This is a genomic window from Bacteroides congonensis (assembly GCF_900130125.1).
Classification (GTDB): Bacteria; Bacteroidota; Bacteroidia; order Bacteroidales; family Bacteroidaceae; genus Bacteroides; species Bacteroides congonensis.
Window position 1 is genome coordinate 54,079 of sequence record NZ_FQXY01000008.1, and the last position, 25,612, is coordinate 79,690.

The 25,612-nt window shown below is 47.2% G+C and carries 22 protein-coding genes and 1 pseudogene; 17 read left to right on the forward strand and 6 right to left on the reverse strand.

What is annotated here, in order from left to right; genetic code table 11:
• The first annotated feature begins 16 nt into the window (after positions 1 to 16).
• From BQ7997_RS03580 to nicX, 5 genes are all read left to right on the forward strand, one after another.
• Positions 17 to 1,966: a glycoside hydrolase family 97 protein gene (locus BQ7997_RS03580; RefSeq protein WP_073343664.1), complete on the forward strand. Its 1,950-nt coding sequence runs from the start codon at positions 17 to 19 to the stop codon at positions 1,964 to 1,966.
• A 681-nt stretch (positions 1,967 to 2,647) separates the two neighbouring features.
• Positions 2,648 to 5,020, forward strand: coding sequence for an ATP-binding response regulator (locus BQ7997_RS03585; protein ID WP_011108398.1), 2,373 nt, complete (start codon positions 2,648 to 2,650; stop codon positions 5,018 to 5,020).
• Positions 5,021 to 5,024: 4 nt separating this feature from the next.
• Positions 5,025 to 6,305: a sigma-54-dependent transcriptional regulator gene (locus BQ7997_RS03590; protein WP_011108397.1), complete on the forward strand. Its 1,281-nt coding sequence runs from the start codon at positions 5,025 to 5,027 to the stop codon at positions 6,303 to 6,305.
• 466 nt (positions 6,306 to 6,771) lie between these two features.
• Positions 6,772 to 8,178, forward strand: coding sequence for a group II intron reverse transcriptase/maturase (ltrA, locus tag BQ7997_RS03595; protein ID WP_011108396.1), 1,407 nt, complete (start codon positions 6,772 to 6,774; stop codon positions 8,176 to 8,178).
• 574 nt (positions 8,179 to 8,752) lie between these two features.
• On the forward strand, positions 8,753 to 10,039 hold the full coding sequence (nicX, locus tag BQ7997_RS03605) for a group II intron reverse transcriptase/nicotine-degrading enzyme NicX (protein ID WP_073343667.1): 1,287 nt from the start codon (positions 8,753 to 8,755) through the stop codon (positions 10,037 to 10,039).
• A gap of 163 nt (positions 10,040 to 10,202) precedes the next feature.
• Here nicX and mobC read toward each other — a convergent pair whose 3' ends face one another.
• The 5 genes from mobC to BQ7997_RS25095 all read right to left on the reverse strand — a co-directional run bounded on the left by mobC (position 10,203) and on the right by BQ7997_RS25095 (position 14,712).
• On the reverse strand, positions 10,203 to 12,248 hold the full coding sequence (gene mobC, locus BQ7997_RS03610; protein WP_011108393.1) for a conjugal transfer protein MobC: 2,046 nt from the start codon (positions 12,246 to 12,248) through the stop codon (positions 10,203 to 10,205).
• Between the two features lie 38 nt (positions 12,249 to 12,286).
• Positions 12,287 to 13,543 carry a conjugal transfer protein MobB gene (gene mobB / locus BQ7997_RS03615; protein ID WP_073343669.1) on the reverse strand — a complete coding sequence of 419 codons (1,257 nt, stop codon included), beginning with the start codon at positions 13,541 to 13,543 and terminating at the stop codon, positions 12,287 to 12,289.
• Positions 13,528 to 13,950, reverse strand: a complete 423-nt coding sequence (gene mobA, locus BQ7997_RS03620; protein ID WP_011108391.1) for a conjugal transfer protein MobA — start codon at positions 13,948 to 13,950, stop codon at positions 13,528 to 13,530. Before mobA ends, mobB begins: the two co-directional genes overlap by 16 nt.
• A gap of 2 nt (positions 13,951 to 13,952) precedes the next feature.
• A complete protein-coding gene (locus tag BQ7997_RS03625; protein WP_073343672.1) occupies positions 13,953 to 14,177 on the reverse strand; it encodes a hypothetical protein in 225 nt (74 codons plus the stop codon).
• A 121-nt stretch (positions 14,178 to 14,298) separates the two neighbouring features.
• Positions 14,299 to 14,712, reverse strand: coding sequence for a hypothetical protein (locus BQ7997_RS25095; protein ID WP_097677735.1), 414 nt, complete (start codon positions 14,710 to 14,712; stop codon positions 14,299 to 14,301).
• 87 nt (positions 14,713 to 14,799) lie between these two features.
• On the opposite strand from BQ7997_RS25095, the gene BQ7997_RS03630 reads away from it, so the two are divergent.
• Genes BQ7997_RS03630 through BQ7997_RS03640 form a run of 3 tightly spaced genes read left to right on the forward strand, consistent with a single transcriptional unit; the run spans position 14,800 to position 16,691 of the window.
• On the forward strand, positions 14,800 to 15,558 hold the full coding sequence (locus tag BQ7997_RS03630; protein ID WP_073343674.1) for a ParA family protein: 759 nt from the start codon (positions 14,800 to 14,802) through the stop codon (positions 15,556 to 15,558).
• A gap of 12 nt (positions 15,559 to 15,570) precedes the next feature.
• Positions 15,571 to 16,029, forward strand: a complete 459-nt coding sequence (locus tag BQ7997_RS03635; RefSeq protein ID WP_008026391.1) for a DUF3408 domain-containing protein — start codon at positions 15,571 to 15,573, stop codon at positions 16,027 to 16,029.
• The gene (locus tag BQ7997_RS03640; protein WP_073343677.1) at positions 16,017 to 16,691 is read left to right on the forward strand and encodes a DUF4122 family protein; all 675 of its coding nucleotides are present in this window, start codon (positions 16,017 to 16,019) and stop codon (positions 16,689 to 16,691) included. The genes BQ7997_RS03635 and BQ7997_RS03640 overlap by 13 nt, the downstream gene beginning before the upstream one ends.
• An 84-nt stretch (positions 16,692 to 16,775) precedes the next feature.
• Here BQ7997_RS03640 and BQ7997_RS03645 read toward each other — a convergent pair whose 3' ends face one another.
• Positions 16,776 to 17,855, reverse strand: coding sequence for a PDDEXK nuclease domain-containing protein (locus tag BQ7997_RS03645; RefSeq protein ID WP_235817254.1), 1,080 nt, complete (start codon positions 17,853 to 17,855; stop codon positions 16,776 to 16,778).
• Positions 17,856 to 18,116: 261 nt separating this feature from the next.
• On the opposite strand from BQ7997_RS03645, the pseudogene BQ7997_RS25595 reads away from it, so the two are divergent.
• The 9 genes and pseudogenes from BQ7997_RS25595 to traM all read left to right on the forward strand — a co-directional run bounded on the left by BQ7997_RS25595 (position 18,117) and on the right by traM (position 25,561).
• Positions 18,117 to 18,498 (forward strand): annotated as a pseudogene (locus BQ7997_RS25595) (DUF4134 domain-containing protein).
• Positions 18,499 to 18,503: 5 nt separating this feature from the next.
• Positions 18,504 to 18,824: a DUF4133 domain-containing protein gene (locus BQ7997_RS25600; protein WP_073343683.1), complete on the forward strand. Its 321-nt coding sequence runs from the start codon at positions 18,504 to 18,506 to the stop codon at positions 18,822 to 18,824.
• Positions 18,821 to 21,346 (forward strand): TraG family conjugative transposon ATPase, encoded by a 2,526-nt coding sequence (locus BQ7997_RS03660; protein WP_073343685.1) that lies wholly within the window; start codon positions 18,821 to 18,823, stop codon positions 21,344 to 21,346. Before BQ7997_RS25600 ends, BQ7997_RS03660 begins: the two co-directional genes overlap by 4 nt.
• Before the next feature lie 8 nt (positions 21,347 to 21,354).
• Positions 21,355 to 21,714 carry a DUF3876 domain-containing protein gene (locus BQ7997_RS03665; RefSeq protein ID WP_073344743.1) on the forward strand — a complete coding sequence of 120 codons (360 nt, stop codon included), beginning with the start codon at positions 21,355 to 21,357 and terminating at the stop codon, positions 21,712 to 21,714.
• Complete coding sequence (locus tag BQ7997_RS03670; RefSeq protein ID WP_044655412.1) at positions 21,711 to 22,355, forward strand: DUF4141 domain-containing protein; 645 nt, start codon at positions 21,711 to 21,713, stop codon at positions 22,353 to 22,355. The genes BQ7997_RS03665 and BQ7997_RS03670 overlap by 4 nt, the downstream gene beginning before the upstream one ends.
• Positions 22,356 to 22,357: 2 nt before the next feature.
• Positions 22,358 to 23,371: a conjugative transposon protein TraJ gene (traJ, locus tag BQ7997_RS03675; RefSeq protein ID WP_004323338.1), complete on the forward strand. Its 1,014-nt coding sequence runs from the start codon at positions 22,358 to 22,360 to the stop codon at positions 23,369 to 23,371.
• 21 nt (positions 23,372 to 23,392) lie between these two features.
• Positions 23,393 to 24,016 (forward strand): conjugative transposon protein TraK, encoded by a 624-nt coding sequence (gene traK / locus BQ7997_RS03680; RefSeq protein ID WP_044129968.1) that lies wholly within the window; start codon positions 23,393 to 23,395, stop codon positions 24,014 to 24,016.
• Positions 24,013 to 24,312, forward strand: coding sequence for a TraL conjugative transposon family protein (locus BQ7997_RS03685; protein WP_044129969.1), 300 nt, complete (start codon positions 24,013 to 24,015; stop codon positions 24,310 to 24,312). The genes traK and BQ7997_RS03685 overlap by 4 nt, the downstream gene beginning before the upstream one ends.
• Positions 24,263 to 25,561 (forward strand): conjugative transposon protein TraM, encoded by a 1,299-nt coding sequence (gene traM / locus BQ7997_RS03690; RefSeq protein ID WP_073343687.1) that lies wholly within the window; start codon positions 24,263 to 24,265, stop codon positions 25,559 to 25,561. Before BQ7997_RS03685 ends, traM begins: the two co-directional genes overlap by 50 nt.
• Positions 25,562 to 25,612 lie beyond the last annotated feature (51 nt).

Sequence of the window (25,612 nt, forward strand, 5' to 3'; positions counted from 1 at the left end):
TTAAATTAAAAAAAATATGAGAAAGGTTGTATTGCAAATTATCTGTTGCTTGTTGGCATTAAATGTGCAGGCTCAAAAAAATATTGAGTTGTTTTCACCTGATGGAAACATAAAATTGGCATTAAACATATCAGATGAAATATCTTATACCATTTCCTGTGAAGATGTGATATTATTGGAGAACAACCGGTTACAGTTGGAATTAAATAATGAAGTCTTGGGGGAACATCCCCATTTGCAAGGACAGAAGAAGTGGAATGTAAAAGAAATGTTGAATCCTGTTGTTCCATTGAAATTCTCAACAATAGAGAATGAGTATTCTCAGTTGCTATTGGATTTTAAAGGGGGATATTCTTTGGAATTTAGGGCATTTAATGATGGGATTGCTTATCGGTTTATTATGAAGAAAAGAGGAAATATCGAGATCATGAATGAAGTCATGCAATTGAATTTTCCATCAGAATGTCAACTTCATCTGCAACAAACCGGGGGATTTAAGACCGCTTATGAAGAACCTTATTTACATTTGAAGAGTGGGGATGTGAGGTTGGAGAGTACGATGGCAACTTTACCATTGCTGCTTAGTTACCCCCAAAAATATTCGATATTACTTGGTGAGACAGAGGTGTTTGATTATCCATGTATGTTTGTAAAGGGAGGTGAAAAGAATAGTGTACGAGCTGTTTTTCCGAAAGTTCCTATACAGTTTGAAGAAGACGGGGATAGAAGTATGAAAATATTGGAGGAAGCAGCCTATATTGCAAAAACTACAGGGAAAAGAGAATTTCCATGGCGTTATTTCGTAATAGCTAAAGAGGATAAACAATTGGTGGAAAATACGATGTCATGTAGATTATCATCTGGTTGTAGCTTATTAGAAACCTCATGGATTAAACCTGGACAAGCGAGTTGGGAATGGTGGAATGATGCAGCTCCTTATGGACCTGATGTGAATTTTGTTTCGGGTTATAATTTGGAAACCTACAAATATTATATTGATTTTGCTTCGAAGTATGGCATTCGATATATTATTATGGATGAAGGATGGGCGAAAAGTACGCGCGATCCGTATACTCCGAATGCTAAAGTTGATGTTCATGAATTGATTCGCTATGCTGAAAAGAAGAATGTGGGAATAGTTCTTTGGCTAACATGGTTGACTGTGGAAAATAATATGGATTTATTTAAGACTTTCTCTGAATGGGGAGTAAAAGGTGTAAAAATAGATTTTATGGACAGAAGCGATCAATGGATGATGAATTTTTATGAACGTGTAGCAGCAGAAGCTGCTAAATATAAGTTGTTTGTAGACTTTCATGGTTCTGTGTCTCCTAAAGGATTAGAATATAAATATCCTAATGTACTTTCGTATGAAGGTGTAAGAGGTATGGAACAGATGGGAGGGGCCACTCCGGATAATAGTATTTTTATGCCTTTCATGAGAAATGCAGTGGGGGCGATGGACTATACTCCTGGTGCTATGTTAAGTATGCAGCCCAATGTATATTGTAGTCAAAGACCGAACTCTGCAAGTATAGGAACACGTGCTTATCAATTAGCATTATTCGTTATTTTTGAAAGTGGACTTCAGATGTTAGCCGACAATCCGACATTGTATTATCGTAATGCGGATTGTACTGAATTTATTACACGGGTACCTGTTACATGGGATGAAACGAAAGTGTTGGATGCTCGAATTGGTGAATATTTAATTGTTGCTAAACGGAAAGGAGAAAAGTGGTTTATTGGAGGAATGACTAATAATCGTAACTCAGAGCGTATATTTGAGATTAGTTTGGATTTTCTTAACGAAGACAGGGGCTATAAAATGGTTGCATTTGAAGATGGAATCAATGCTAATCGTCAAGCTATGGATTATAAAAGATATGAACGCTCTGTAAATAAAAAAGATAAAATAGTAATACGACTAGCGCGTAATGGAGGATTTGCTGCACTTATTGAATAATTTGATTGTATTATTTTATGGATGATGAAAATAGTCAACATAATATTCGCATATCTAAAAAATACGTTTTTTATTGGGGATATTCATAATTATGTAAAGAAAATAGTTTTCAAATACAAGCATAAATTGATCCCTATTCAAGTTCCAGCTATGAATTGGGTATATCTATATTGAGGATTTCCAAACAAGTTGTACTATTTCTTTGTATCATCTCGAAGGGAGAGCGAGGGCTTTGATTTATCGGTTTAATTTTTCTATGAGATTTATGGTATAATGGTTTCGATAGAAAAGCAGAAAGCTCGTCAGTTGTTCTAGCTGTTCTGTTATGAGGGAATAGTATTGATGGTATTTTATTATACAAGTTAAATGACTAGAATGAAATTCGTTTGTGTTTTATATAAACCAATACTAGGTAGTTCAAGGGTATTTGTGGTTTATTTTGGTTTGATGTTAAGTTACTATCTTTAATAGGGTCGATTCTGTTGGACTGATTATAATCGTTTCACAGCGATGGTTATTATTATGCTTGGATGAAATAATAGTGTGTTCTAAGATTGGTAATGATTATAATAACTGAATTGATAGGCGGGTAATGGTCTGTGTATGTTCACTGCTATTATCTGCCTGTTATTTTCCTGAGTCGTTAGGACAAGAAAAGGATAAAGAATAACAAAACGAATCATGTGGCTGAGATTTAAAATATTTATAGGATATATTACTCTGATTGCCCTGCTCTCTTTTACTATTTATTTCTTCCGTAAGGAACAGATGAAGCGCAACTGTTTGCAACAGCATGAACAGGAACTGCTTCATTTTTGGCATTTGACCGGAGAAGCCTACGCCGGCCTGTTGGATCTGGGCACTTATGGAGAGACGGTCAGTGTGTGGGACGAGGACGACCGGAGTACTTATCAGAAAAAGAGAAACGAGGTATGCGGCACATTACAGTTCTTGAAGCAATATGTCCATGCATCCGGACAACGGGTACGTATAGATTCGCTGTGCCTGCTTCTGGAGAGAAAGGAACAGTTGCTTGACACGGTAATACATACGTTCAGCCGTTTTCGTGAAGCCGGTGAAATCATAAACCGGAAAATCCCGATGATTGCATCCCGTGTCCACGATGAGAAAGCGCCTATTGAAGTCAAAGAGGAAGTTCCGAAGAAAAGTTTCTGGTCCTTCCTTAAACGCAAGAAGAGAAAATCCGTTTATTCGGAACAGAAGGAAAAACGGGAACGGCTGCAACCTGCGGAAAAAGACCGGAAGGTCTCAACTGCAAGTATACTTCATTCTTTAAACAGGGAACTGACCGGCCGGCAGGAGACTGAGCGTGAACGTCTGCCGGTACAAATGGAGCGTCTGTTCAATAACAATATGGCATTAAACTGCAGATTGTACGGTATCATCAGAGATTTTGAATTTGAGACTGACCGACGCCTTGAGGAACGTTACATGCAGTTCCTCAAGGCACGGGAACGGTCCTTTTATACGGTTTCTACCTTTGCTGTTTTTATTTCATTGCTGACTATTTTACTTTATATCATTATACATCGGGAGTTGAACCGGCGAAACCGATACCGGCGTCAGCTGGAAGCTTCCAACTTGGAAAACACGGAACTCCTCCAATCCAGGAAGCGTATGATGCTGACTATCGCCCATGACCTGCGCTCTCCCCTTGCCATTATCAGAGCAACGGCGGAGCTGCTGCCCGGCGAACAGGAAAGGGCTATGCAGGAGGAATACGCCGGAAATATCCGACATGCGTCAGACTATATGCTTTCGCTGGTGGACACATTGATGAATTTCTATCTGCTTGATACAGGACAGGCACGGGAGAATATTTCCGTCTTTTGTCTGGAAACCCTGTTCAGGGAGATTACCAACAATTACATGCCGCTCGTTCAAAAGAAAGGATTGCAACTGTTGACCCGGTATTCCGGCATGAACGCTGCTGTCAGTTGTGACAAGGGACATTTACAGCAGATTGTGAATAATCTGCTTTCCAACGCTCTGAAATTTACCGGGAAAGGATATGTCCGGCTGGAAGCGACATTCAACGTCGGCGAACTGTGTATCAAAGTGCAGGATACAGGAGCGGGAATGAATGATGAGGAGCAGAAACGGATATTCGATGCGTTCGAAAGGCTTGATAATGCCCGCGGCGTTTCCGGTTTCGGACTTGGCCTTGCCATTGTTTCCCGGCTTGTTTCACAGCTGGGCGGTTCCATCGGGGTGGAGAGTCACCCGGGGAAAGGAAGTTGTTTTAGGGTATCTCTTCCCCTTTTCCCTGCCGACAGTAGTTCCTTGAAGGAGGAGTTACAATCTCCGTCTGACTATCAAATAGAAGGACTGCGTATTCTCCTTCTTGACGATGACCCGAGACAGCTTTCCGTAACACGTGAGATGTTCAGGCGAAACCGGGTTGAATGTGACTGTTATACCGATTTCCGGCAGGTGGTTGCAAAATTGCGGGATGAGGATTATGACGCGTTGCTGACGGATATCCGCATGCCTGACATGGACGGGTTCGGGCTGCTGGAGTTGTTGCGTTCATCCAATATGGAAAGGGCCGGAACAATTCCGGTCATAGCCATGACTGCCGATATTGATCCGGAAGAGGAGTACCTTTCCCGGGGATTTGCCGGATGTATCCGTAAACCCTTCCGGATGAATGAGCTGCTGGAAACCGTTTCCCGAATTGTCAGAGGGAATAGGCGGACGGCATGGCAACCGGATTTTTCCCTGATTCTGACCGGGGAGGACAATAAGGGGGAGATGCTCGGTATCTTCATCCGGGAAAGCCGCAAGGACCTTGACAGGTTGCACGGGGCGTTGGAAAGGGATGATCGTCAGACAGTCCGTGAGATTCTGCACAAGAACCTTCCCCTGTGGACAAGTGTCCGCCTTGATTATCCGATAGAGGAACTGCAGGCTATTGTACTGTCCGATCCGGAACTCTGGACGGAAGAACAGATAAGGTGTATCTATAAAGTAGGAGAAGCAGCGTGGAAACTAATTGTCTGTGCTGAAAATATGAAGAAGAATATAAAATAAGCAAATGAAAAATATACTGATTATAGAGGATGATGTTGTCTTCAGCCGCAGTATCAGTAACTGGCTGAAGAAAAAGGGTATGGCAACCGGTCATGTGTCTACACTCTCGGCAGCCCGTAAGGAACTTCAGGTTAAGAAGTTCGACCTTGTCCTGGCAGACCTGCGTCTGCCGGACGGCAGCAGTATGGAGCTGCTGAAGTGGATGAAAGGAAAATATTATTCCATCCCGTTCCTTATTATGACCAGTTACGGCCAGGTGGAGAATGCGGTGGAAGCCATGCAGCTTGGGGCCTCCAATTACCTTTGCAAGCCGGTACAGCCGGACCGGCTTTGGGAAGTTATAGAAAAAGAGTTCAGCCGTCCGCAGCATGGCAGCACGGAATTCTACCGTGGTGAAAGTGAAAAGGCCCGTGAAATGTACCGGCTGATAGGCCCTGTGGCCCGTTCTGACATGTCCGTCCTGCTTCGTGGAGCATCGGGTACGGGTAAGGAACATATTGCCGCTGAGATTCATGAGTGGAGCCTGCGCAGGCACAAGCCTTTTGTAGCCGTGGACTGCGGTGCCGTTTCCGACGACCTTGTCAGATCCGAATTCTTCGGGTACTGCAAAGGGGCGTTCACCGGTGCGGACAGTGACAAGGCGGGACTTTTCCAGGCTGCTGAAGGTGGTACGTTGTTCCTTGATGAAATCGGTAACCTTGCTCCCGTAAATCAGATGAAACTGCTTCGCGCCCTGCAAGAAAAGCGTTACCTGCCGGTCGGGACAGTCAGGGAACGTCCCTTTGACATCCGCCTTATCGCCGCCACCAATGCAGATTTGGAGAAGGCCATTGCGGAAGGGAGTTTCCGTGAGGACTTGTACCACCGTCTGAACGAGTTCACTATCCGGGTTCCCCTGCTCTCCGAATGCGGGGAGGATATCCTTCCGTTGGCTGAATTCTTTCTGAAGCAGTTTTCCGCAAGATACGGGAAACCGGTTCAGGGCTTCGACCGGGAAGCGGCTGCCGTGTTACGGCAATACGGCTGGCCGGGGAATATCCGTGAACTGAAGAATACTGTCCGGCGTGCCGTCGTGTTTGCCGGGGAGGGGCGGATATCCGCACAGGAACTGAATCTGGATCAGGGCATGAAATTGGGAAACATGATTGTCTGTCCGGAAAAGGAGGAGCAGCAGATACTTCGGATACTTGGGCAGACCGGTAACAACCGCACCCTTACCGCCCGTGTACTCGGCATCAGCCGGACTGCCCTGTATTACAAGTTGAGGAAATACGGTATTGTGTGAATAAGGGAATATAGGACAGCCCCCGGAAAACGGGGGCTATTTCAGTATGCTCGGCATGGTTATTAGCTACCGGGTGCAAGTCCCCAATGAGCCCTAATAGCGGGAATCATACAGCCAATAGCAATGGTGTCCCTCGCGAGTTGGAATCTGAAAGAAGCTGGCGGCAAATATCTGGTCTGACGAACAGAAACTTCATATAAGGCATATGACCGTGGGTAAGGTTGCTGAACAAACCAAAGCCCTATAGCTATTCGGAAACGGTTGGTGTAAATGGAGCAGACATAAGATAGAAAGTTAATACCCTTATCCGAGGAGGTCTCACGGACATACAGAATAGTTGTCTTTACGAAATGTATGGAGTAACGCTTGCCGTGAGAAGTCAGCAGAGGTCATAGTAGTGGGACTGTCGATATTCCCATGAAGGACCGAACCTAATAATTAAACGATAGTAATTGAAAGTTACCAAATGAAAGAAAGAATGCAGAAAACATCAGCCCAAGCTCATGACTTCCCTCAAAGAGCTAGGACGGAATCCGAATGGTATGAGGGAGTGCAGACTTTCATGTGGATGACCGAAGACAACATCGTGGAAGTACCATTTGACAAAGAACACCTATTGGAAATCATCCTTAGTCCATCGAACCTGAACAAAGCCTATAAGGCGGTAGTCAGGAACAATGGAAGTGGCGGTATCGACAAGATGTCATGCGAACAATTATTGTCATGGCTAAAGGCCAATAAGGATGAACTGATAATCTCTTTGCAGTCCGGGACTTATCGCCCCAACCCTGTACGCAGGGTAGAAATACCAAAGGACAATGGCAAAAAGCGCCTCTTAGGAATCCCCACAGTGGTAGACCGATTGGTGCAACAAGCCATAAACCAAGTGTTGACGCTGATATACGAGCGTCAGTTTTCCAAGACAAGTTACGGGTTCCGTCCCCAAAGGGGTTGCCATGATGCTCTCCGTAAGGCGCAAAAGATAGTGAGTGAAGGTTATATATATGTAGTCGACCTCGACCTTGAACGCTTTTTCGATACGGTAAGTCATAGCAAGCTGATAGAAATACTCAGCCGTACCATAAAGGATGGAAGGGTAATAAGTCTGATACACAAATATCTTCGTAGCGGTGTAATAAACCGAGGAATGTTCGAGATGAGTACAGAAGGAACTCCCCAAGGAGGTCCTCTAAGTCCTCTGTTAAGTAATATCATGCTCAATGAACTGGACAAGGAACTGGAAAGACGTGGACACCCCTTTGTCCGTTACGCAGACGATGCGATGATATTTTGCAAATCCAAACGTGCCGCCAAACGTGTAAGGGAATCGATAACTCTGTTCATAGAAGGGAAACTCTTCCTTAAAGTGAACCATGAAAAGACGGTCGTATCTTATGTGAAAGGAGTAAAGTTCTTGGGGTACTCCTTTTATGTGAAGAAAGGGGACTGTATTCTACTTGTACACTCAAAATCCAAAAACAAGATGAAATCAAAACTCAAAGAATTGACAAGTCGGAGTAATGGATGGGGATATGAGAAAAGGAAACAGAAACTCAAAGATTACATAAGAGGATGGATTGCCTACTTCTGCCTTGCACAAATGAAAAGGCTTTGTATTGAAACCGACGAATGGCTAAGACGACGTATTCGCATGTGTATCTGGAAATCATGGAAGAATGCCAAAACCCGAGTAGCAAACTTAAAGAAATGCGGTGTCTCTGAGTGGCAGGCATATCAATGGGGAAACACTCGTCTTGGTTATTGGCGTGTCTCGAACAGCCCAATAGTAACCTTTGTAATGTCCAATGATAAATTGCGTAAGGCAGGCTATATGGAGTTCATGGACTGCTATCTCAAATGGTGCCCAAAATAGGAACCGCCGTATGCCGAACGGCACGTACGGTGGTGTGAGATTGTGCCACGAGAAGCATGTGCTAAATGCTTCGCAACTATGTAGGAGATGAGGGTAGGTCCCTCGCAATCAACTTGCAGGAGTGGGTTGCAAACCCGTATATGCTGCTCTTTCTCCATGGTCAGGGTAGTGAACGATATATGAAAAGGCAATGTATAAATTGTCAGGTAGCTTAATAGGAGATGACCGCAAGGGAACCATTGATGAAGCATCGAAAATAACCGTAGATGATGTCAAAACCAAGAGTTTCTCACTCTTTTGGGATAAGTAACGAGATTACCTGTTTATTGTCGTTATGGCATCCGGTGTACAGATGGCATGACCTGTTAAGAGGCTCTTATGTGGAACGTGGGAACCTGCTATAAGATGTTAACGGAAAATTCCAAGGGGCAGAACCTTCAAGGAAGAAAGTACGGATGCTTATAGTAGGGGCGGACTGACTCGTAGTAGTGTAGAAGTGCCTGTAATGGGTATGGAGCGAAGGGGTCAGCTTATTTAGCGTAAAAGTTAGTACAACTGATAAACAATTAGGAAGATGCAAAACGACAACGCAAAACCAATATCAATATCGAAGCAATTGGTTTATGATGCATTTCTGCGTGTGAAAGCAAACCGTGGAAGTGCAGGGATTGATAAGGTCACTCTTGAAGATTATGAAAAGAATCTGCGAGGTAACCTTTATAAACTATGGAATCGCATGAGTTCCGGCAGTTACTTTCCTCCATCGGTGAAGCTGGTAGAAATACCGAAGAGTACTGGTGGTAAACGTCCATTGGGTATCCCGACGGTATCTGATCGTGTAGCTCAAATGGCTGTAGTAATGCTGATAACCCCTTCTATCGAACCTTGTTTTCATGAGGATTCTTATGCCTACCGTCCCCATCGCTCGGCGCATGATGCTGTTGGCAAAGCTCGTGAGCGTTGTTGGAAGTATGCGTGGGTTCTGGACATCAGTAAATTCTTTGACACCATAGACCATGAACTACTGCTGAAAGCCTTGAAACGGCATACGCAAGAAAAATGGGTATTGATGTATATAGAACGTTGGCTGAAAGTTCCTTATGAGAAATCGGATGGAAGTCAGGTTGACAGGGCTCTCGGTGTACCCCAAGGCAGTGTCATAGGTCCGGTTCTTGCGAATCTGTTTCTTCATTATACCTTTGACAAGTGGATGGAAAAGAACTTTCCCCGTGTTCCATTTGAGAGATATGCTGATGATACAATTTGTCACTGCCATAGTCTTAAACAGGCTGAGTATATGCAAGCGATGATTCAACAACGGTTTGAGTGCTGCAGGTTGCGGCTCAATGAAGAGAAAACGAAAATCGTCTATTGCAAAAGTAGCCGTCAAAAGGAGTGCTATCCCAATGTGACTTTTGACTTTCTTGGATTTACGTTTCAACCCCGGGAATCGGTAGATAAGTATGGCAACCGTTTTACGGGTTTCCTGCCGGCTATCAGCCGAAAATCAATGAAACGAATCAATGAGACGATGCGCAGTTGGCACCTAAACAGGCACTCAAATCTCACATTGGAACACCTTGCGTCTGATATAAATCCTATCGTACGAGGTTGGATGACTTATTATGGTAAGTTTTATCCTACCCGTTTGAAGTGGTTTATGCAGACGTTGAACGGACGTCTAGCCCGTTGGGTAATGTGTAAGTTCGAGCGTTATAGACATCGTTTCTATCCTGCTCAAGAATGGCTTGCCCGTATTGCAGAGAAAGAGGGGCTTATCTTTTATCATTGGAAATGTGGCGCTCTGCCAAGATTTACCAATAAAGAAAAGGTGAGTTCCCAATTGATAATGGTTAAATAAGTAAAGCCGTGTGAAGCGAGAGTTTCACGCACGGTTTATTGAGAAGCTCGGGGTGAAACTCCCCTTGCTTACTCGGCGGTCGGAAAACGAAAAAGTAGGAAGAATACCAATTCGTTTTCCTCCTACTCGATTCTTTCAAAATTATGGAGGGGAAAATGCGCATTTATTCCTGTTTCCCGTTTCTCTTCTTTTTGTCATCTTCATTCTCCAGTCCCAGCCGCCTGCAGAGTTCCGGGTCATTTTTAATGCGTTCCATTTCCATGTTAATGATTGCCTGCGCATCCGCCTTGATCCTGTCATAGTTCCGTCCGATCTGCTGCGTCATGATGTCGTTTCCCTCCCTGTCCCTGAATTCATTGATGACGGGTATTTTTTTGTAATTCTTCTCTTCCCCGCTGACTTTTTCGTGGTCTACGATGATTTCGGCGTGGAATATCTTCTGTTCTATTTTCTCTCCGAAGTTGTCCGATACGGCACCAACGAATGTTCCTTGTGAAAGATTTGCTATCTTGGAGGCAGGAATAAGAGAGTCGAGTTGCGTGTTGATTGAGGTGGACACATCCTGCCGGTTGATGGATACGGACTGCCGCTTCTGGAGTACTTTTCCGAACCGCTCTGAAAGTGTCCTGGCGGTTTCCCCGACCACCTGGCCGCTAAAAATATTACCCACAGTATTTTGCACTACTTTGGATTCTTTTTCACCATAATCGCGGTTTAACTGGCTGAAATCCTGAAGGCCCAGACAGACTGCTACCTTGTTACTTCGTGCCGTGGCAATCAGATTGTCCAGTCCCCTGAAATATATAGTCGGTAATTCGTCAATGATTACCGTACTTTTCAGTTGTCCTTTTTTATTAATCAGCTTTACAATGCGGGAATTGTACAATCCCAGGGCCGCCGAATAAATATTCTGTCGGTCGGGATTATTGCCTACGCACAGCAATTTCGGTTCATTCGGGTTGTTGATGTCTAAGGAAAAATCATTACCCGTCATTACCCAGTAAAGCTGTGGTGAAATCATTCTGGTGAGCGGGATTTTTGCACTGGCAATCTGCCCCTGGAGCTGATCCTGAGCTCCGGATTTCCAGGCGTCCATAAAGGGTGAAAGGTAGTTCTCCAGCTCCGGATAAGAGGTTAATATAGTAAATAGATCTGAATACGGTTTGTTCAGCAGTTCCACCGCATGCGGGAATGTACAATAGATGCCGTTTTTGTAAATCTTTAAATACCAGATAATTGCCGCCAGAAGAATGATGGGTGATTCTACAAAGAAATCCCCCTGTTTCTCAATCCACGTTTTGTTCAAATTTAGCATGATTGTGTAGCTTGCTTCATATGCATCCGAGATGTCCGTCATGAACTCCGGATTGATAGGGTTACATCTGTGTGATCTACGCGGGTCATCGAAATTAATGACATAGAATTTGGGCTTTACCTTGTATTTATCCATATTGTTTAACAATGTGTTATATGCAATTATGGATAAATCGTCAAACTTGTAATCGTAAATGTAACAACTGTATCCCTTTGAAATCATCTGGCGTATGTAGTTATTTACCACTGCGTATGATTTGCCTGAACCGGGTGTACCAAGCACGATAGTTGCGCGGAACGGATTCACCACATTTATCCATCCGTCATTGAGTCTCCCCTGATACTGAAACTTTGTCGGCAGGTTGACTGAGTATTCATTTTCCATCAACCGGGTTTCCTGTTGGAAAGACTCGTTTTCGAGATTGAACACGTCCTCCATCAGGTTGTGCCTGTATAGACGGCTCATCCACAATCCTGCCATCAGCAGGCAAAGATAGCCGGGCACCAATGTGAATACATAAAGTGCGGTGACAGCCGCATGGGGCATGGGCAAATCCAATATCCACCAGTTGGGAAAGAAAAGGATGCATCCTGCGAAGAGTGCTGCATGGATTTTGTGCCGGGTGATCTTCTCGCCCTTGACACCTTTTGTTCCCAGACACGAGACGGCCAACAGCAGGATAGCTGCCAGTTTGCTCCATAGGACGCAATTGAAGATCCCGGTTGTATTGTTGAAGTTCATAATTATTTTGTCTATCACTTCCAGATTTAAATTCCAACTGGCAATGCTCGGATAACAATACACGTATACGTGTACTACCAAAAGAAAAATGCTCACCGCCCTTCCGAATTCCATTATTTTAGCGAGTGCTCTCAAATCGTCTTCCTGTTGCATAATACTTATGTGTAAATGGGGGTAATAATCAGTTTTCCTTAAATACCGCGGGACTTTCGTTTCGCTTTTCTCCTTTTCTTCATACGGCGTGCAAGGGCCTCCTCCCCGTAATCTACCGGATTTGTTTCCATGGAGAATATGCTTGCCGCCTGTTCCAATGGGCTTCCCGATTCCGCCTTGTGCGAATGGTGCTGCCATAGTTCGGTGCCGGTATGTGCGGAACGTTCTGTGGCAGGTATACCGTCCCACCATTTGAAAAGTTCATTGTAAATGTTTGCGGAAAATTCCTTGCCCATGCGCGAACCGTTAAATACTTCCCGCCTGTTATGGTCGATGAACGTGACACCGTAGATACGTCCCTGCTCATTTTCCCGGAATACTGCATCAATGCGGGCTTTCTTTAATAGTCCGGCCAGTTCTTCACGCGAACGTGCGTGCCGCATGGCATAAACCACCTGTGCATGAATAGTCGGCGCCCATTTACCATCCTTGAAATCCCTGGTGTGTGAAAGCATCCTCTTTTCCAGGCGTTCGTTTCCGAAACGTTTGCCGAAGCGTGAACTCTTGAAAGGTGGGCTGACCACTTTTCCGCTGTCATCGGTAGCCGAATAGATAATACCGGTATAAGGCTCGCCTTTGAATTCTCCCCGTACCTGTTTGGCTTCAATGTTTAGCGTGGATAACAGTGCACTGTATTCCCCGAAAGTCTGAAAGCGGTAACTTTCCAATACGGCTTTCAGGGTATTGCCTATCTGGTGCCGTACATCACCCTGGGTAGCATCCACTTTCTTCATTTCCGCTTTTTGATTCCGTTCTTCCATATCCGCACCGTTCCGCAGTCCAAAGTCTATTTCCAATTCCCGGCAGGCGGTCATGGAACGGCGATGCTCAAAAGAATCGTTGATTTTCCGTCCCTCTTCATCCACGCATACACTTACGATATGGATATGGGTATTGTGTGTATCACCATGCTTGTAAGCAATGTAGGGCTGGTCGCCATATCCCATCTTCTGCATATAATTCTGCGCCAGTTCCGCCAGCTGTTCATCGGTCAGCTTGTCCTCCGGTGCCGGGCTGAGTGCAATGTGCAGGACGGGCTTCTCCGTGTTCCTGTTTGCCAGCAGGTAATTCTCAAAGGAGAGCAGGGCGAGGCGCATGTCCTCGCCCGGTAGTCCCGGGCGGTCTGAAATCATCCGGTTGCCGGAGAGTATTTCAGCCGTCCCTTTCTCTACTTTCTCGTGATTGTAATGCAGTGCCCCGTACAGGCTGGCTCCATGACTTATTTTTGCAACCATTTCTTTTGGTATTCTTCGGTTAGTGCTATAACTTTTTTGGTCAGTAGCATCAGTTCAAGTGTCATTTTCTCCAGTTTGTAAAGTAGTGACATCGCACGTTTCTCCCCGAAATTGCTCCTGATGGCACGTACGACCTGGTTGTAGTTGTTACCGATAGTCTGGAATTGTCTGTGAAATTCCGTAAGGCGGATGTAGTAATCCATTGTCGCCTTGTCGATTTTAACCACTTTGATTGTGCCACCGAAGATGGCTTTTTTGATGAAACGTGTTTTGTCTTTTGCCTCTGATTCGGTAACCAACTTTTCAAACCGCATGTTTTCTCCGGCATTCAGGCGGAAGCTGTATTTGTAGTCCGCCGGATCGCTTTTGGGCTTTCTGCCCGTTTTTGCTCTCGATTCTTCCTTCATACTCATTGCATAATTATGGTCCGTCCTTTTTTCTCTTCCGGAATTTCCGACTTTGGAGGAAATTCCCCGACTGTCAGGTCGGGCAAGTGGTTTTCGTCGGACAGGATACTTCCTGTCGGACGAAAACACAACTTGCTATGTTCGTTTGAACATAGAATCCTCCTTCGTCGGATTGCTGCGCGACGTTCACGGCGTGCTGTAGTCCGATGAAGCATGTTTTCCTCCATAGTCTTATTCCGACTTTGCAAAGTTATGACTGATTAAGTGCTTGTGAAATAGAAATTTATGTGACAAGTGATGACATCTGATGACATGTCATGTCGGGTGAAGCGGATTTTAGTTATTGTATCAAAAATCCGTTCTACTTTTGGCGTGACGCAATGCAGCAAGGGACGGAACGGTACGGTATAAAAAATGCTTTATCAATGCGCTGCCTATGGTAGTGGGACAATACTGTGTATCCCGGTTGAATGTGACGTTGGTCATGTATGGATACGGCACCGTTCCGATACAATGATACGTAGGCGTATCGATGCCATGAGACAGCTTTTGTATAGATACAGTCATACATAACGAATATTGGCGTATGGCATCAAAGGTACATTCCGTTTTTAGTGTGACGCAAGGCTGCATGTATCGTATCGGTCCGGCACAAGAGAAGTCGTACTGATGTGGTGCAGACTGTGACGGGACGGTACTGTGTACCCCGGTTGGATGCGATACCGTCCATGTATGGAAACAGTGATACACAGCCGTATTCATGCTGCCGTACAGTATTGTGCGGCGTCATTTGATGTAAGGATACAGGCGAAAAGAAAATAAGTCATTAACCCTTAATTTCATGAAGTTATGAAGAAGGAACCTTTATTTGTAGCCCTCAGCAATCAGAAGGGCGGAGTCGGTAAATCAACGTTAACCGTGTTGCTTGCCAGCTATTTCCATTACCATAAGGCAAAGAACGTGCTTGTGGTAGATTGTGACTATCCCCAGCACAGCATGATGACTATGCGTGAATGGGACATAAAAAATGTGGAAAAGACCCCTCGTCTGCAAAGTTTGCTGGTGGAGCAGTTCGGGGATACGAGCAGAAAGGCCTACAACATCCTGGCTTCCACGCCCGAACAGGCCAAGGAAACTGCCTATGGTTTTATAGACCGTTCCGATACCGAATATGACCTTGTCCTTTTGGACCTTCCCGGAACGGTCAATACCACGGGCGTTTTCCAGTCCATCATCAATATGGACTATGTTTTTACCCCGATCACCCAGGAGAGGATGGTCATGCAGAGCAGCATGTCATTTGTCCTGTCCATCCGGGAATATCTGCTTCATCACAAGGGAGTCCCCTTGCGTGATATCCATATGTTCTGGAATAAAATGGACAAGCGCGTCTCCAGGGACTTGTATGACGCTTATATGGAAATCATCCGTTCTTTGGGACTACCTGTATTGAATACGGTTCTTCCGGGTGCGGAGCGTTATAAAAAGGATGTCGGTTTGAACGGGCAGATATTCCGCAGCACCCTGTTTCCGCCTTCCGCCGCCGCTCTGAAAGGAAGCAACCTCGATTTGCTTGCCGCTGAAATGGAAACCATACTCGGACTTTAACCGGACATGACTATGGCAAACAAGAACAGATCCGTCTATAATGTGGACGAGGACGCGCTCAAGCGTATGGTAGCCGGAGATACAACGGCCTTGGAAAAGATAAGGAAACAGGATGAACGGCCGGAAGAAGATGCCGGTGCCTCCGGAGTGTCGGAAGAAAAAGAAAAGAAACCTGATGTCTCCATTGAGAAGAAACCGTTCGCGGGGAAGAAAACACCGCGGGCATACGGCTTTGATGATTACCGGGAACAATTCCTGCAACAGAAACTGACGGGAGCCAGAAGACAGACTTATATACATGATTCACTGTATAAGGTCCTGGCCAGGGTGCTTCCGGTCATTGCACCGGAAATGTCTGTCCCCACATTTGTGAACAGTGTACTGTCGGACCATCTGAAAAGGTATCAGGATATAATTAACGGAATGTATAATCGGGAAGCGACCCAAAAACCGGTGGAATGGGAACTATAGTTTATTTGTCGATACGCCTTGCCTGTGCCTGTTATATATTATATAAGGTATGTGGGCAGAAAAAGAAGATACGTGAAATTTGCGACCTGCTGTATGCGAAGTTACCTCCCGTAAAAAAGAAAGAGCCGGAAAACGTCTTGTCGGAACCGGGCGGCGAATCCGGCGTCATGGGCAGCACCCGTTTTGTCTATCTGGATGAGGATGCCGGAAAGGGCGTTGCCCCCTATATGAGCCAGCCGTTGGAAACGGCTGCGGATTTTATAGGTGAGGAGGAAGATGTCGCTGAGGAAGAAGTGGAATGTAAATTACCGTTGGAGGAGATGAGAATGCTGAAAGAGGAACAGGAAGAACTGGACGGAACGTACCCGGTAGTGGATGCCGTCTCACAGGCCGTAACGCCTGATGATCTTGACAATGCCGGCAATGTATTGTTTAAACTGAATGATGCTGACAAGGATGAGGAGAAATCCCTTCGTGCGGCTCTTACCTTGCACATCATTCGGGAAACGGACCTGTTTGAGATTTTTTCCTCCCAGGTCGAGAATAAGAATGTCATCGACAGTCTGATGGGAAAATATCTGGACGGGAACGGGAACCCTCTGCCCGTGCGGAAAACAAAATCTGTCGTACCTGTATCGGACGGTTGGAAGCAATATCTGTGACCTGTCGGGTATACCAAAAACGCATCCCGGAACAAATGCCGGGATGCGTTTTTATTTTTTTGTTTTCCTTACGGCTGTTTTCTTCTATTCCTTATTTCCGGACAATTCGTTGTTGATTAACTCTTTGATCTGTTTTTGTGGAATCAGGTAACTGTATTCGGAAACTCCGATCGGAGCCGTTGAGCCTTGCAAGGCCACTTCCACTTCCACATTGTTCCTGTCCGCACACAATATAATACCGATGGACGGGTTCTCGTCCGGCATCTTTACCTGTCTGTCCAACAGGTTCAGGTAAAAGTTCATTTTCCCCACATATTCAGGTTGGAATGAACCTATTTTTAATTCCAGCGCTATCAGGGACCGGGTACAGCGGTTGAAAAAGAGCATATCCACAAAATACTCCTTATCCTCCAGTACCAGGCGGTACTGGTTCCCGATAAAGCTGAACCCCTTTCCCATTTCGAGCAGGAACGTTTTTATCTTGTCCACGAGCCTTCTTTCCAATTCCAGTTCCAGTATGGGTTTTGTGATTCTCAGGAATTCCAGATTATACCTGCTTTTCAACATTTCCTCCGCCTGTTCTTGTAAACATTCCGGCAGGGTTTCTTTGAAATTATGCAATTTGGGTTGTTCCTCCCTTGTTGAGAAAGCGTCCGCTTTGATATAATTCAGCAGCACATCCCTTGTCCAGCCCAGTTCCGTGCTCCTTGTCGCGTAAAAGTATATTTCTTCCGGGTTCTTGCACTTGCTCATTAACAACAGGTTGTGTCCCCAAGGTAAAACTGCAACGCTCTGTTGCAGTTTCCGGCTTTCCCCGCAATATCGTTCATAAAACCGTTTCATTTCCCAGAGGTTCCTCGAAGAAAAGCCCGTAGTTCCGGGAAATTCTTTCTGCAAATCAGAAGCAAGCATTTCCACCACCTGTGCTCCGTATCCTTTGCTCAAATGTTGTACGGACAGTTCCTTGCCGATGTTCCAATATAATTCCATTGTTGCACTGGTTATCTTGCGTGCAACCTTGGATTCTTGAACTTTTGATTTCTGCAACGATGCGCTGCAGAATCTGTTTATAATCATATTGAACTGTTTCCATTGTCCTGTCAGTTTATTTGCCACGAAGATAGCAATAATATTCCGGAAAACATGGAATTGTCCTTTCTTCATTATGTTTCATTGGCATTTCTTCGCTTCTGTTCTTTTGATGGAAAACCAGCTGTTGTAAACGTCTTTTTGTTTTACGTTTAAGAAAGAAACTTCTTATAAGCTTTGATGCTGTTAATGGAGAACTGACAAGCTCCGGAATTAAATTGCTTTTATCAATATGGTTTTCTGGCAGATATTAACAGGCTTGTTTCTCTTTCAACCGGGCTGAAAGACGTCTGTGCTTTGCAAGATATGACATCTGCTGACATTTGCTGCCACCTGATGAAATGTTTGTATCATGGTCTTTTGTCCCCTCCTATATTTGCGTTCGAATTCAAATTTATGTCTCACCTTAAACGATTCTACAATGAGAAAGAGAATCCTTTTTTCAGTGCTTTTCGCATTTTTCGCGGCTGCCTCTTTTGCGCAGGGGCAGGGGCTTGCTGGCATCAACGAAGCCACGAGCATGCTGACCTCGTATTTCGATCCGGCAACCAAACTGTGCTATGCCATCGGCGCGGTGCTGGGGTTGGTCGGGGGTATCAAGACCTACAGCAAGTTTTCAAGCGGCGATCCCGATACCAGCAAGACGGCAGCCAGCTGGTTTTTCGCCTGTATATTTTTGATTGTGGCCGCCACCATCCTGCGTTCCTTCTTCCTCTAGCGGCTATGGAATACGAGATAAATAAAGGCGCGGGTAATCCTTTGGAGTTCAAGGGCCTGAAATCACAGTACCTTTTTATTTTTGCGGGCGGGCTTGTTGCGGTGCTGCTTGTGGTGGTCATCCTTTATATAGCCGGTGTGAACCAGTGGATATGCGTTCCTTTCGGACTCCTGTCCGGTTCGCTGCTGGTCTGGCTGACCTTCCGCCTGAATGCCCGGTATGGTGAACACGGCCTTATGAAGCTGCTGTCGGGGAAACGCCATCCTCGTTATCTGATCCACCGCAGGAGATTATTCCGATTACTGACCAAAAGAAGAAAGAAATGAGAAATGTATTGAAAGCTGAAACGCTTGAACGTAAGTTCCCCCTGCTGTCTGTGGAGAACGGCTGCATTGTCAGCAAGGATGCCGACCTGACCGTGGCCTTTGAGGTGGAACTTCCCGAACTGTTTACTATGACTGCGGCTGAATACGAGGCTGTCCACTCTTCCTGGGTAAAAGCTGTCAAAGTGCTGCCGGATTTTTCGGTTGTCTGCAAGCAGGACTGGTTCACGAAGGAGACCTATCGTCCTGATTTCCGGGACGGTGAACAGAGCTTCCTGTCGAAAAGCTATGAGCGCCATTTCAACGAGCGCCCGTACCTGAACCACAAATGCTACCTGTATCTGACGAAGACCACGCGTGAGCGCAGCCGGCAGAGGAGTGACTTTAACAGCCTCTGCCGCGGTTCCCTTCTGCCCAAGGAGATGGTTGACAAGGACACGGCGGCCCGGTTTCTGGAAGCTGTGGAACAGTTCGAGCGTATCATGAACGATTCCGGCCATGTCAGCCTGCGCAGGCTGGAGGCGGACGAGATTACCGGCACTGAGGGACGTCCCGGACTGGTGGAGAAATATTTCTCCCTGTCGCTGGAGGATGAAACCGCCGTGCTTCAGGACATCTGTCTTAACCCCGGTGGCATGCGTGTGGGTGACAAGCGGCTGTGTGTGCATACCCTTTCTGATACGGAGGACCTTCCCGTCAGGGTGTCCACTGATATGCGTTATGAACGTATGTCCACCGACCGCAGTGACTGCCGCCTCTCGTTCGCCGCTCCCGTCGGCCTGTTGCTTCCCTGTAACCATATCTATTCGCAGTATGTGTTTATAGACGACGCGCAGGAGATTCTTCGTACGATGGAAAAAACTTCGCGCAACATGCTCTCCCTCTCGAAGTACAGCCGGAGTAATGCGGTAAACCGGGAGTGGACGGAGATGTATCTGGATGAAGCCCATACGAAGGGCGTATTGCCCGTCCGCTGCCACTGCAACGTGACGGCGTGGGCTGAGGACAGGGAGGAACTCAGACGTGTGAAGAACGATACCGGCAGCCAGCTTGCCATGATGGAATGCACGCCGAGGCACAATACGGTGGATGCCCCGGTGCTCTACTGGGCTGGCATTCCCGGCAATGCGGGTGATTTTCCGGCAGAGGAGTCGTTCTACACTTTTCTGGAACAGGCCGTCTGTCTCTTTACGGCTGAAACCAATTACCGGAGTTCTCCCAGCCCGTTCGGCATCCGTATGGCTGATCGCCGGAACGGTATCCCCCTGCATGTTGACATCAGCGACCTGCCGATGAAACGCGGTATCATCACGAACCGCAACAAGTTTGTTCTCGGTCCCAGCGGTAGCGGCAAATCCTTTTTTACCAACCACCTGGTCAGACAATATTATGAACAGGGCACGCATATCCTGCTGGTGGATACGGGCAACAGCTACCAGGGACTGTGCCGTATGATCCATGACCGTACGCACGGTGAGGACGGCATCTATATAACGTATGAGGAGGATAATCCGATAGCTTTTAATCCTTTTTATACGGATTCCGGACAGTTTGACGTTGAAAAACGTGAGAGTATCAAGACGCTGATCCTGACTTTGTGGAAACGGGAGGACGAAGCCCCGAAACGTTCGGAGGAGGTGGCCCTGTCGGGTGCGGTGAATGCCTATATCCGCCGGATTACGGATGACAGGGCGTCCAGGCCGGATTTTAACGGCTTCTATGAGTTTGTCCGTGATGACTACCGCCGTATGATCGAGCAAAAGAAGGTGCGTGAAAAGGACTTTGATATTGACGGCTTTCTGAATGTGCTGGAACCGTTTTACAAGGGCGGGGACTATGACTTCCTGCTGAACTCGGACAGGGAGCTGGACCTGACGAACAAACGGTTCATAGTCTTTGAACTGGACAACATCTCCTCCAACAAGGTCCTGCTTCCGGTGGTTACGCTTATTATCATGGAAACCTTTATATCCAAGATGAGAAAGCTCAGGGGAATCCGCAAGATGATATTGATTGAGGAATGTTGGAAAGCCCTGATGTCCGCCAACATGAGTGAATACATCAAGTATCTCTTTAAAACCGTCAGAAAGTATTTCGGTGAGGCCGTGGTAGTGACGCAGGAGGTGGACGACATCATCTCTTCGGATATTGTCAAGGAGGCGATCATCAACAACTCGGACTGCAAGATACTGCTTGACCAGCGTAAATATATGAACAAGTTCGAACATATCCAGAAACTTCTGGGACTGACGGAGAAGGAGAGGGGGCAGATCCTTTCCATCAACCGTGCGAACCGTCCCGGACCTTTCTACCGTGAAGTCTGGATCGGGCTGGGCGGAACACACTCCGCCGTTTATGCGACGGAGGTCAGCGCGGAGGAGTATACGGTGTACACGACCGAAGAATCCGAGAAGCTGGAACTCCATGAACTGACGCGGGAACTGGGCGGCAATCTGGAGCTCGCCGTCCGGCGGCTGGCTGAGAGGAAAAGAGAGGAACAAAAACAAGTATCAACCCCTAAATGAACGAAGTTATGAGAAACAGACAATTGGTGAGGCTGGCGGTATGCCTGGTCGGCATGGCCGCCATGGTATTGCAAAGTTGTATGGAAGCAAACGGAACGGACTGTGACAGACTCTGCGGTTCGTGGAGCAGCGTGGAGGGTAAGTCTGACGTGCTGGTCTACAAGGAAGGCGGAGCCTATAAGGTGACGGTCTTTTCCCGCAGCGGAAAGACACGTGTCCTGAAACCGCGGACCTACCTGCTGGTCGAGGAGAACGGCAACCTTTTCATCAACACCGGATACCGCATTGATGTGTCCTATAATGAAGCGACCGACGTGCTGACTTTTTCCCCTCACGGTGATTATGTACGTAATGAAAACAGACGATGAGAACGGGAGGTATATGGAAAAAGGCAAGCCTTGTTTGTACGGTGTTTCTGCTGGCAACCGTACAGTCAAGCGCTCAGTGGGTGGTTACCGATCCCGGAAACCTGGCCCAGGGTATCATCAACATGTCGGACAATATTGCGCATACCTCCAAGACGGCCACGAACACCGCGCAGAGCTTTTCCGAAACGGTCAAGATCTATGAGCAGTCAAAAAAATACTATGACGCCCTTAAATCCGTGAACAACCTGGTGAGGGACGCCCGCAAGGTGCGTGAAATCATCCTGATGGTGGGTGACGTGTCGGATATCTATGTCACCGGCTTCGGCAGGATGATGAAGGATGAGAATTTTTCGGCAAGGGAACTGGACGCCATCGCTTCCGGTTATACGAAACTTCTGGAGGAGAGCAACGGCGTATTGCAGGATCTGAAGCAGGTAATCGATGTCAGTACCCTCTCCATGACGGACAAGGACCGCATGGACGTGGTGGATGAGTGTTACCGTGACATGCGCCGTTACCGGAACCTTGTCAGTTATTATACGAACAGGAATATCGCCGTGAGCTACCTGCGTGCCAGGAAGAGGAACGACATGGACCGCGTAATGAGGCTCTATGGTGATGAAACCTCCAGATACTGGTAGCTATGGTACTGTTGTCGATAGATTTTGCCAGCCTCCATACGATACTGGAGAGTCTGTACAATGAGATGATGCCTCTTTGCGAGGACATGCTGGGTGTGGCGAAGGGCGTTGCGGGACTGGGTGCCCTGTTTTATGTCGCCCTCCGCGTCTGGCAGTCGATGGCCCGTGCCGAGCCGGTGGACGTCTATCCGCTGCTTCGCCCTTTTGCGCTGGGTATCTGTATCCTGCTGTTTCCGACATTGGTGCTGGGAACGATGAACAGTATTTTAAGTCCCATTGTGCAGGGGACCCACAGGATGCTGGAAGGGCAGACACTGGACATGCAGCAGTACAGGGCGCAGAAAGACCGGCTGGAGAGGGAGGCCATGATGCGCAATCCCGAAACCGCCTATCTGGTCAGCGACGAGGAGTTTGACCGCCAGCTGGACGAGCTCGGCTGGTCTCCGGGAGACGCCGCCACCCGTCTGGGAATGTATATGGAAGTGGGCATGTATAATCTGGAGAAGAGTATCCGTGACGCTTTCCGCAGCCTGCTGGAATTGCTCTTTGCAGCCGCTTCGTTGCTGATAGATACGGTACGGACCTTTTTCCTGGTGGTACTTTCCGTGCTGGGTCCGATAGCCTTCTCCATTTCGGTGTGGGACGGCTTGCAGTCCACGCTCGGGCAGTGGTTCACAAGATATATATCGGTCTACCTGTGGCTTCCTGTCAGCGACCTGTTCAGTTGCATGCTTGCCAAGATACAGGTGCTCATGCTTCAGAACGATATTGCCGAACTGCAGGGAAATCCCGATTATTCACTGGACAATTCGAACTGCGTGTACATCATTTTCATGTTGATCGGGATTGTCGGTTATTTTACCGTTCCGACCGTTTCCGGCTGGATTGTCCAGGCGGGAGGTGGCGGCAACTATTCCCGCAATCTGAACCGTACGGCGACTAAAGCCGGTGGTTTCACTGCCGGTGCCGGCGGTGCGGCATTGGGTAATATCGGAGGGCGTATACGTGGAAAATAAACAATCAAAAACGATTCACAGATGGAATTCAAGTCATTGACCAATATTGAAAGCAGCTTCAGGCGTATCCGCCTGATGCTGGCAGCCTTTGTATGCTGCTGCACGCTCATTACCGGCTATTCGTTGTGGAGCTCTTACAGCTTTGCCGAGAAGCAGCGTGAAAAGATCTATGTGCTGGACGGCGGGAAGTCGCTGATGCTTGCGCTCTCGCAGGATCTTTCCCAGAACCGTCCGGCGGAGGCTAGGGAGCACGTGAGGCGCTTCCATGAACTCTTCTTCAGCCTTTCGCCGCAGAAGGACGCCATCGAGCACAATATCCACCGGGCTCTGCTGCTGGCCGACAAGAGTGCCTACCATTATTATGTGGACCTTGCCGAGAAAGGGTATTACAACCGTCTGATTTCGGGTAACATCAACCAGGTTGTCCAGGTGGACAGCGTGGCCTGCGACTTCAACAGTTATCCCTATAAGGCGAGGACGTATGCCCGGCAGATGATCATCCGTGAGAGCAACGTGACGGAACGCAGCCTGGTGACGGAGTGCCGGCTTCAGAATGCTGTCAGGTCGGATGACAATCCGAACGGGTTCATTATCGAGCATTTTACCATTATGGAAAACAAGGATTTAAGGAGTGCCGACCGATGAGAAGAAGAAAATACCCGTGGAAACAGGCGGACATCCTGATACACCGATACTGCGGCAGACTGACGACAGGGCAGCGGTTGGCTGTCATCGCCGTTGCATTTGCCCTGTTTATGGCAGGCTGCCTGTATATGATCCTCTCTTCCCTTTTGGGTTTCGGAGAACCGGGCGGGGGACTGAAAATTGAGCATATCCGTCCTTTGGATATAAAGCCGGAGAAAGATACAACCATTCACTTTAAAGACTATTATGATTATGGACATTCAGAAAATCAGGACACTGTTAGGCTTGTCTGCTGACAGACCTTTGAGTCCCGAGGAAAAACGCAGGCGTATCAGGTATATTGTCTATCCCGCCATGTGCCTGCTCTTTGCAGGTTCGTTATGGCTGATTTATTCGCCGTCTGAGAAGGAGAGGGCGGCGGAGGAGAAAGAGAAGGGATTCAATACGGATATTCCCTCCCCCGGACAGCAAAGGATGGACGGCAACAAGGTGGACGCTTATGAGCGTGAAGAATTGGAGAAAAAGGATAATTGCCGTAAAAATGCATTTCAGGAGATGGCCTCGCTGTTCGGCAGTTCCGGTAAGGATACGGTGCACCTGCCTGAAGGCATGGCGGAATTACCGGTGGAAGAGGCGGATAACCCCTCTACAGGTTCCCATAATACTGTCCGTTCTTCTGCCGGTGCCTACCGTAACATGAACCGTACGCTGGATAATTTTTATACCCGTGCGGAGAACTCCGAAAGGAATGAACTGCTCCGACGCATCGAAGAGCTGGAGCATGAACGGCAGATGAAAAAGCCGTCGCAGGAGACTACGATGGAAGAGAAAATGGCGCTGATGGAGAAATCCTATGAACTGGCTGCCCGGTACAACGGGAAACAGGCGGCGACGACTTCTCCGGCAATGGATAAAAGGCAGCGGACGGCTGTCAAACCGGTAAAACAGGTCCGGCACCAGGTGGTGTCTTCCCTGTCACAACCCGTGAGCAACGGGGAATCCGGAAACGGATTTGCGGGGGAAAGGAATGTAGGGTTCAATACTCCTGTGGGGAAAGTGCTGACTTCTGACAGGAATACCATTCCTGCCTGCGTACACGGTACACAGACTGTTTCGGACGGTCAGGCGCTGCGTATCCGCCTGCTGGAACCGATGGTGGTCGATGACCGGTTTATTCCCAAGGGGACGATCCTGACCGGCGGAGTCCGTATGGAAGGTGAACGGCTTGATATCCTTGTTCAGGCGGTTGAATATAAAGGTACGGTTATTCCTGTAGAACTGGAGGTTTACGATGCGGACGGCCAGCGGGGAATACCGGTCCCCAACTCGATGGAGTATGATGCGGCACGTGAGATAGCGGCAAATATGGGAACCTCCATGAACGGTAGTATCAATATCTCTACGGATGCCGGGGCGCAGATCGCTTCGGACCTGGGAAAAGGAGTGATACAGGGCGTGTCGGGATATGTCGCTAAAAAGATGCGGACGGTGAAGGTCACTCTGAAAGCAGGACACAGGCTGTTGCTTCATTCTCCCGAACAGTGAGACACAAAAGCAGTAAAAGAAAATCAATCATTAACCAACCAATCAAGATGC

What these genes read in the sequence shown, in the direction of transcription:
- BQ7997_RS03670 (WP_044655412.1), top strand. Translation starts at nt 21,711, where the DNA reads ATGAGAACGGGAGGTATATGGAAAAAGGCAAGCCTTGTTTGTACGGTG.
- nicX (WP_073343667.1), top strand. Translation starts at nt 8,753, where the DNA reads ATGCAAAACGACAACGCAAAACCAATATCAATATCGAAGCAATTGGTT.
- ltrA (WP_011108396.1), top strand. Translation starts at nt 6,772, where the DNA reads ATGAAAGAAAGAATGCAGAAAACATCAGCCCAAGCTCATGACTTCCCT.
- mobC (WP_011108393.1), bottom strand. Translation starts at nt 12,248, where the DNA reads ATGCAACAGGAAGACGATTTGAGAGCACTCGCTAAAATAATGGAATTC.
- BQ7997_RS03640 (WP_073343677.1), top strand. Translation starts at nt 16,017, where the DNA reads ATGGGAACTATAGTTTATTTGTCGATACGCCTTGCCTGTGCCTGTTAT.
- traJ (WP_004323338.1), top strand. Translation starts at nt 22,358, where the DNA reads ATGGTACTGTTGTCGATAGATTTTGCCAGCCTCCATACGATACTGGAG.
- BQ7997_RS25095 (WP_097677735.1), bottom strand. Translation starts at nt 14,712, where the DNA reads ATGAATACGGCTGTGTATCACTGTTTCCATACATGGACGGTATCGCAT.
- traM (WP_073343687.1), top strand. Translation starts at nt 24,263, where the DNA reads ATGATTATGGACATTCAGAAAATCAGGACACTGTTAGGCTTGTCTGCT.
- BQ7997_RS03645 (WP_235817254.1), bottom strand. Translation starts at nt 17,855, where the DNA reads ATGAAGAAAGGACAATTCCATGTTTTCCGGAATATTATTGCTATCTTC.
- BQ7997_RS03585 (WP_011108398.1), top strand. Translation starts at nt 2,648, where the DNA reads ATGTGGCTGAGATTTAAAATATTTATAGGATATATTACTCTGATTGCC.
- BQ7997_RS03660 (WP_073343685.1), top strand. Translation starts at nt 18,821, where the DNA reads ATGAGAAATGTATTGAAAGCTGAAACGCTTGAACGTAAGTTCCCCCTG.
- BQ7997_RS03665 (WP_073344743.1), top strand. Translation starts at nt 21,355, where the DNA reads ATGAGAAACAGACAATTGGTGAGGCTGGCGGTATGCCTGGTCGGCATG.
- BQ7997_RS03635 (WP_008026391.1), top strand. Translation starts at nt 15,571, where the DNA reads ATGGCAAACAAGAACAGATCCGTCTATAATGTGGACGAGGACGCGCTC.
- BQ7997_RS25600 (WP_073343683.1), top strand. Translation starts at nt 18,504, where the DNA reads ATGGAATACGAGATAAATAAAGGCGCGGGTAATCCTTTGGAGTTCAAG.
- BQ7997_RS03580 (WP_073343664.1), top strand. Translation starts at nt 17, where the DNA reads ATGAGAAAGGTTGTATTGCAAATTATCTGTTGCTTGTTGGCATTAAAT.
- BQ7997_RS03630 (WP_073343674.1), top strand. Translation starts at nt 14,800, where the DNA reads ATGAAGAAGGAACCTTTATTTGTAGCCCTCAGCAATCAGAAGGGCGGA.
- BQ7997_RS03625 (WP_073343672.1), bottom strand. Translation starts at nt 14,177, where the DNA reads ATGGAGGAAAACATGCTTCATCGGACTACAGCACGCCGTGAACGTCGC.
- mobB (WP_073343669.1), bottom strand. Translation starts at nt 13,543, where the DNA reads ATGGTTGCAAAAATAAGTCATGGAGCCAGCCTGTACGGGGCACTGCAT.
- mobA (WP_011108391.1), bottom strand. Translation starts at nt 13,950, where the DNA reads ATGAAGGAAGAATCGAGAGCAAAAACGGGCAGAAAGCCCAAAAGCGAT.
- BQ7997_RS03685 (WP_044129969.1), top strand. Translation starts at nt 24,013, where the DNA reads ATGAGAAGAAGAAAATACCCGTGGAAACAGGCGGACATCCTGATACAC.
- traK (WP_044129968.1), top strand. Translation starts at nt 23,393, where the DNA reads ATGGAATTCAAGTCATTGACCAATATTGAAAGCAGCTTCAGGCGTATC.
- BQ7997_RS03590 (WP_011108397.1), top strand. Translation starts at nt 5,025, where the DNA reads ATGAAAAATATACTGATTATAGAGGATGATGTTGTCTTCAGCCGCAGT.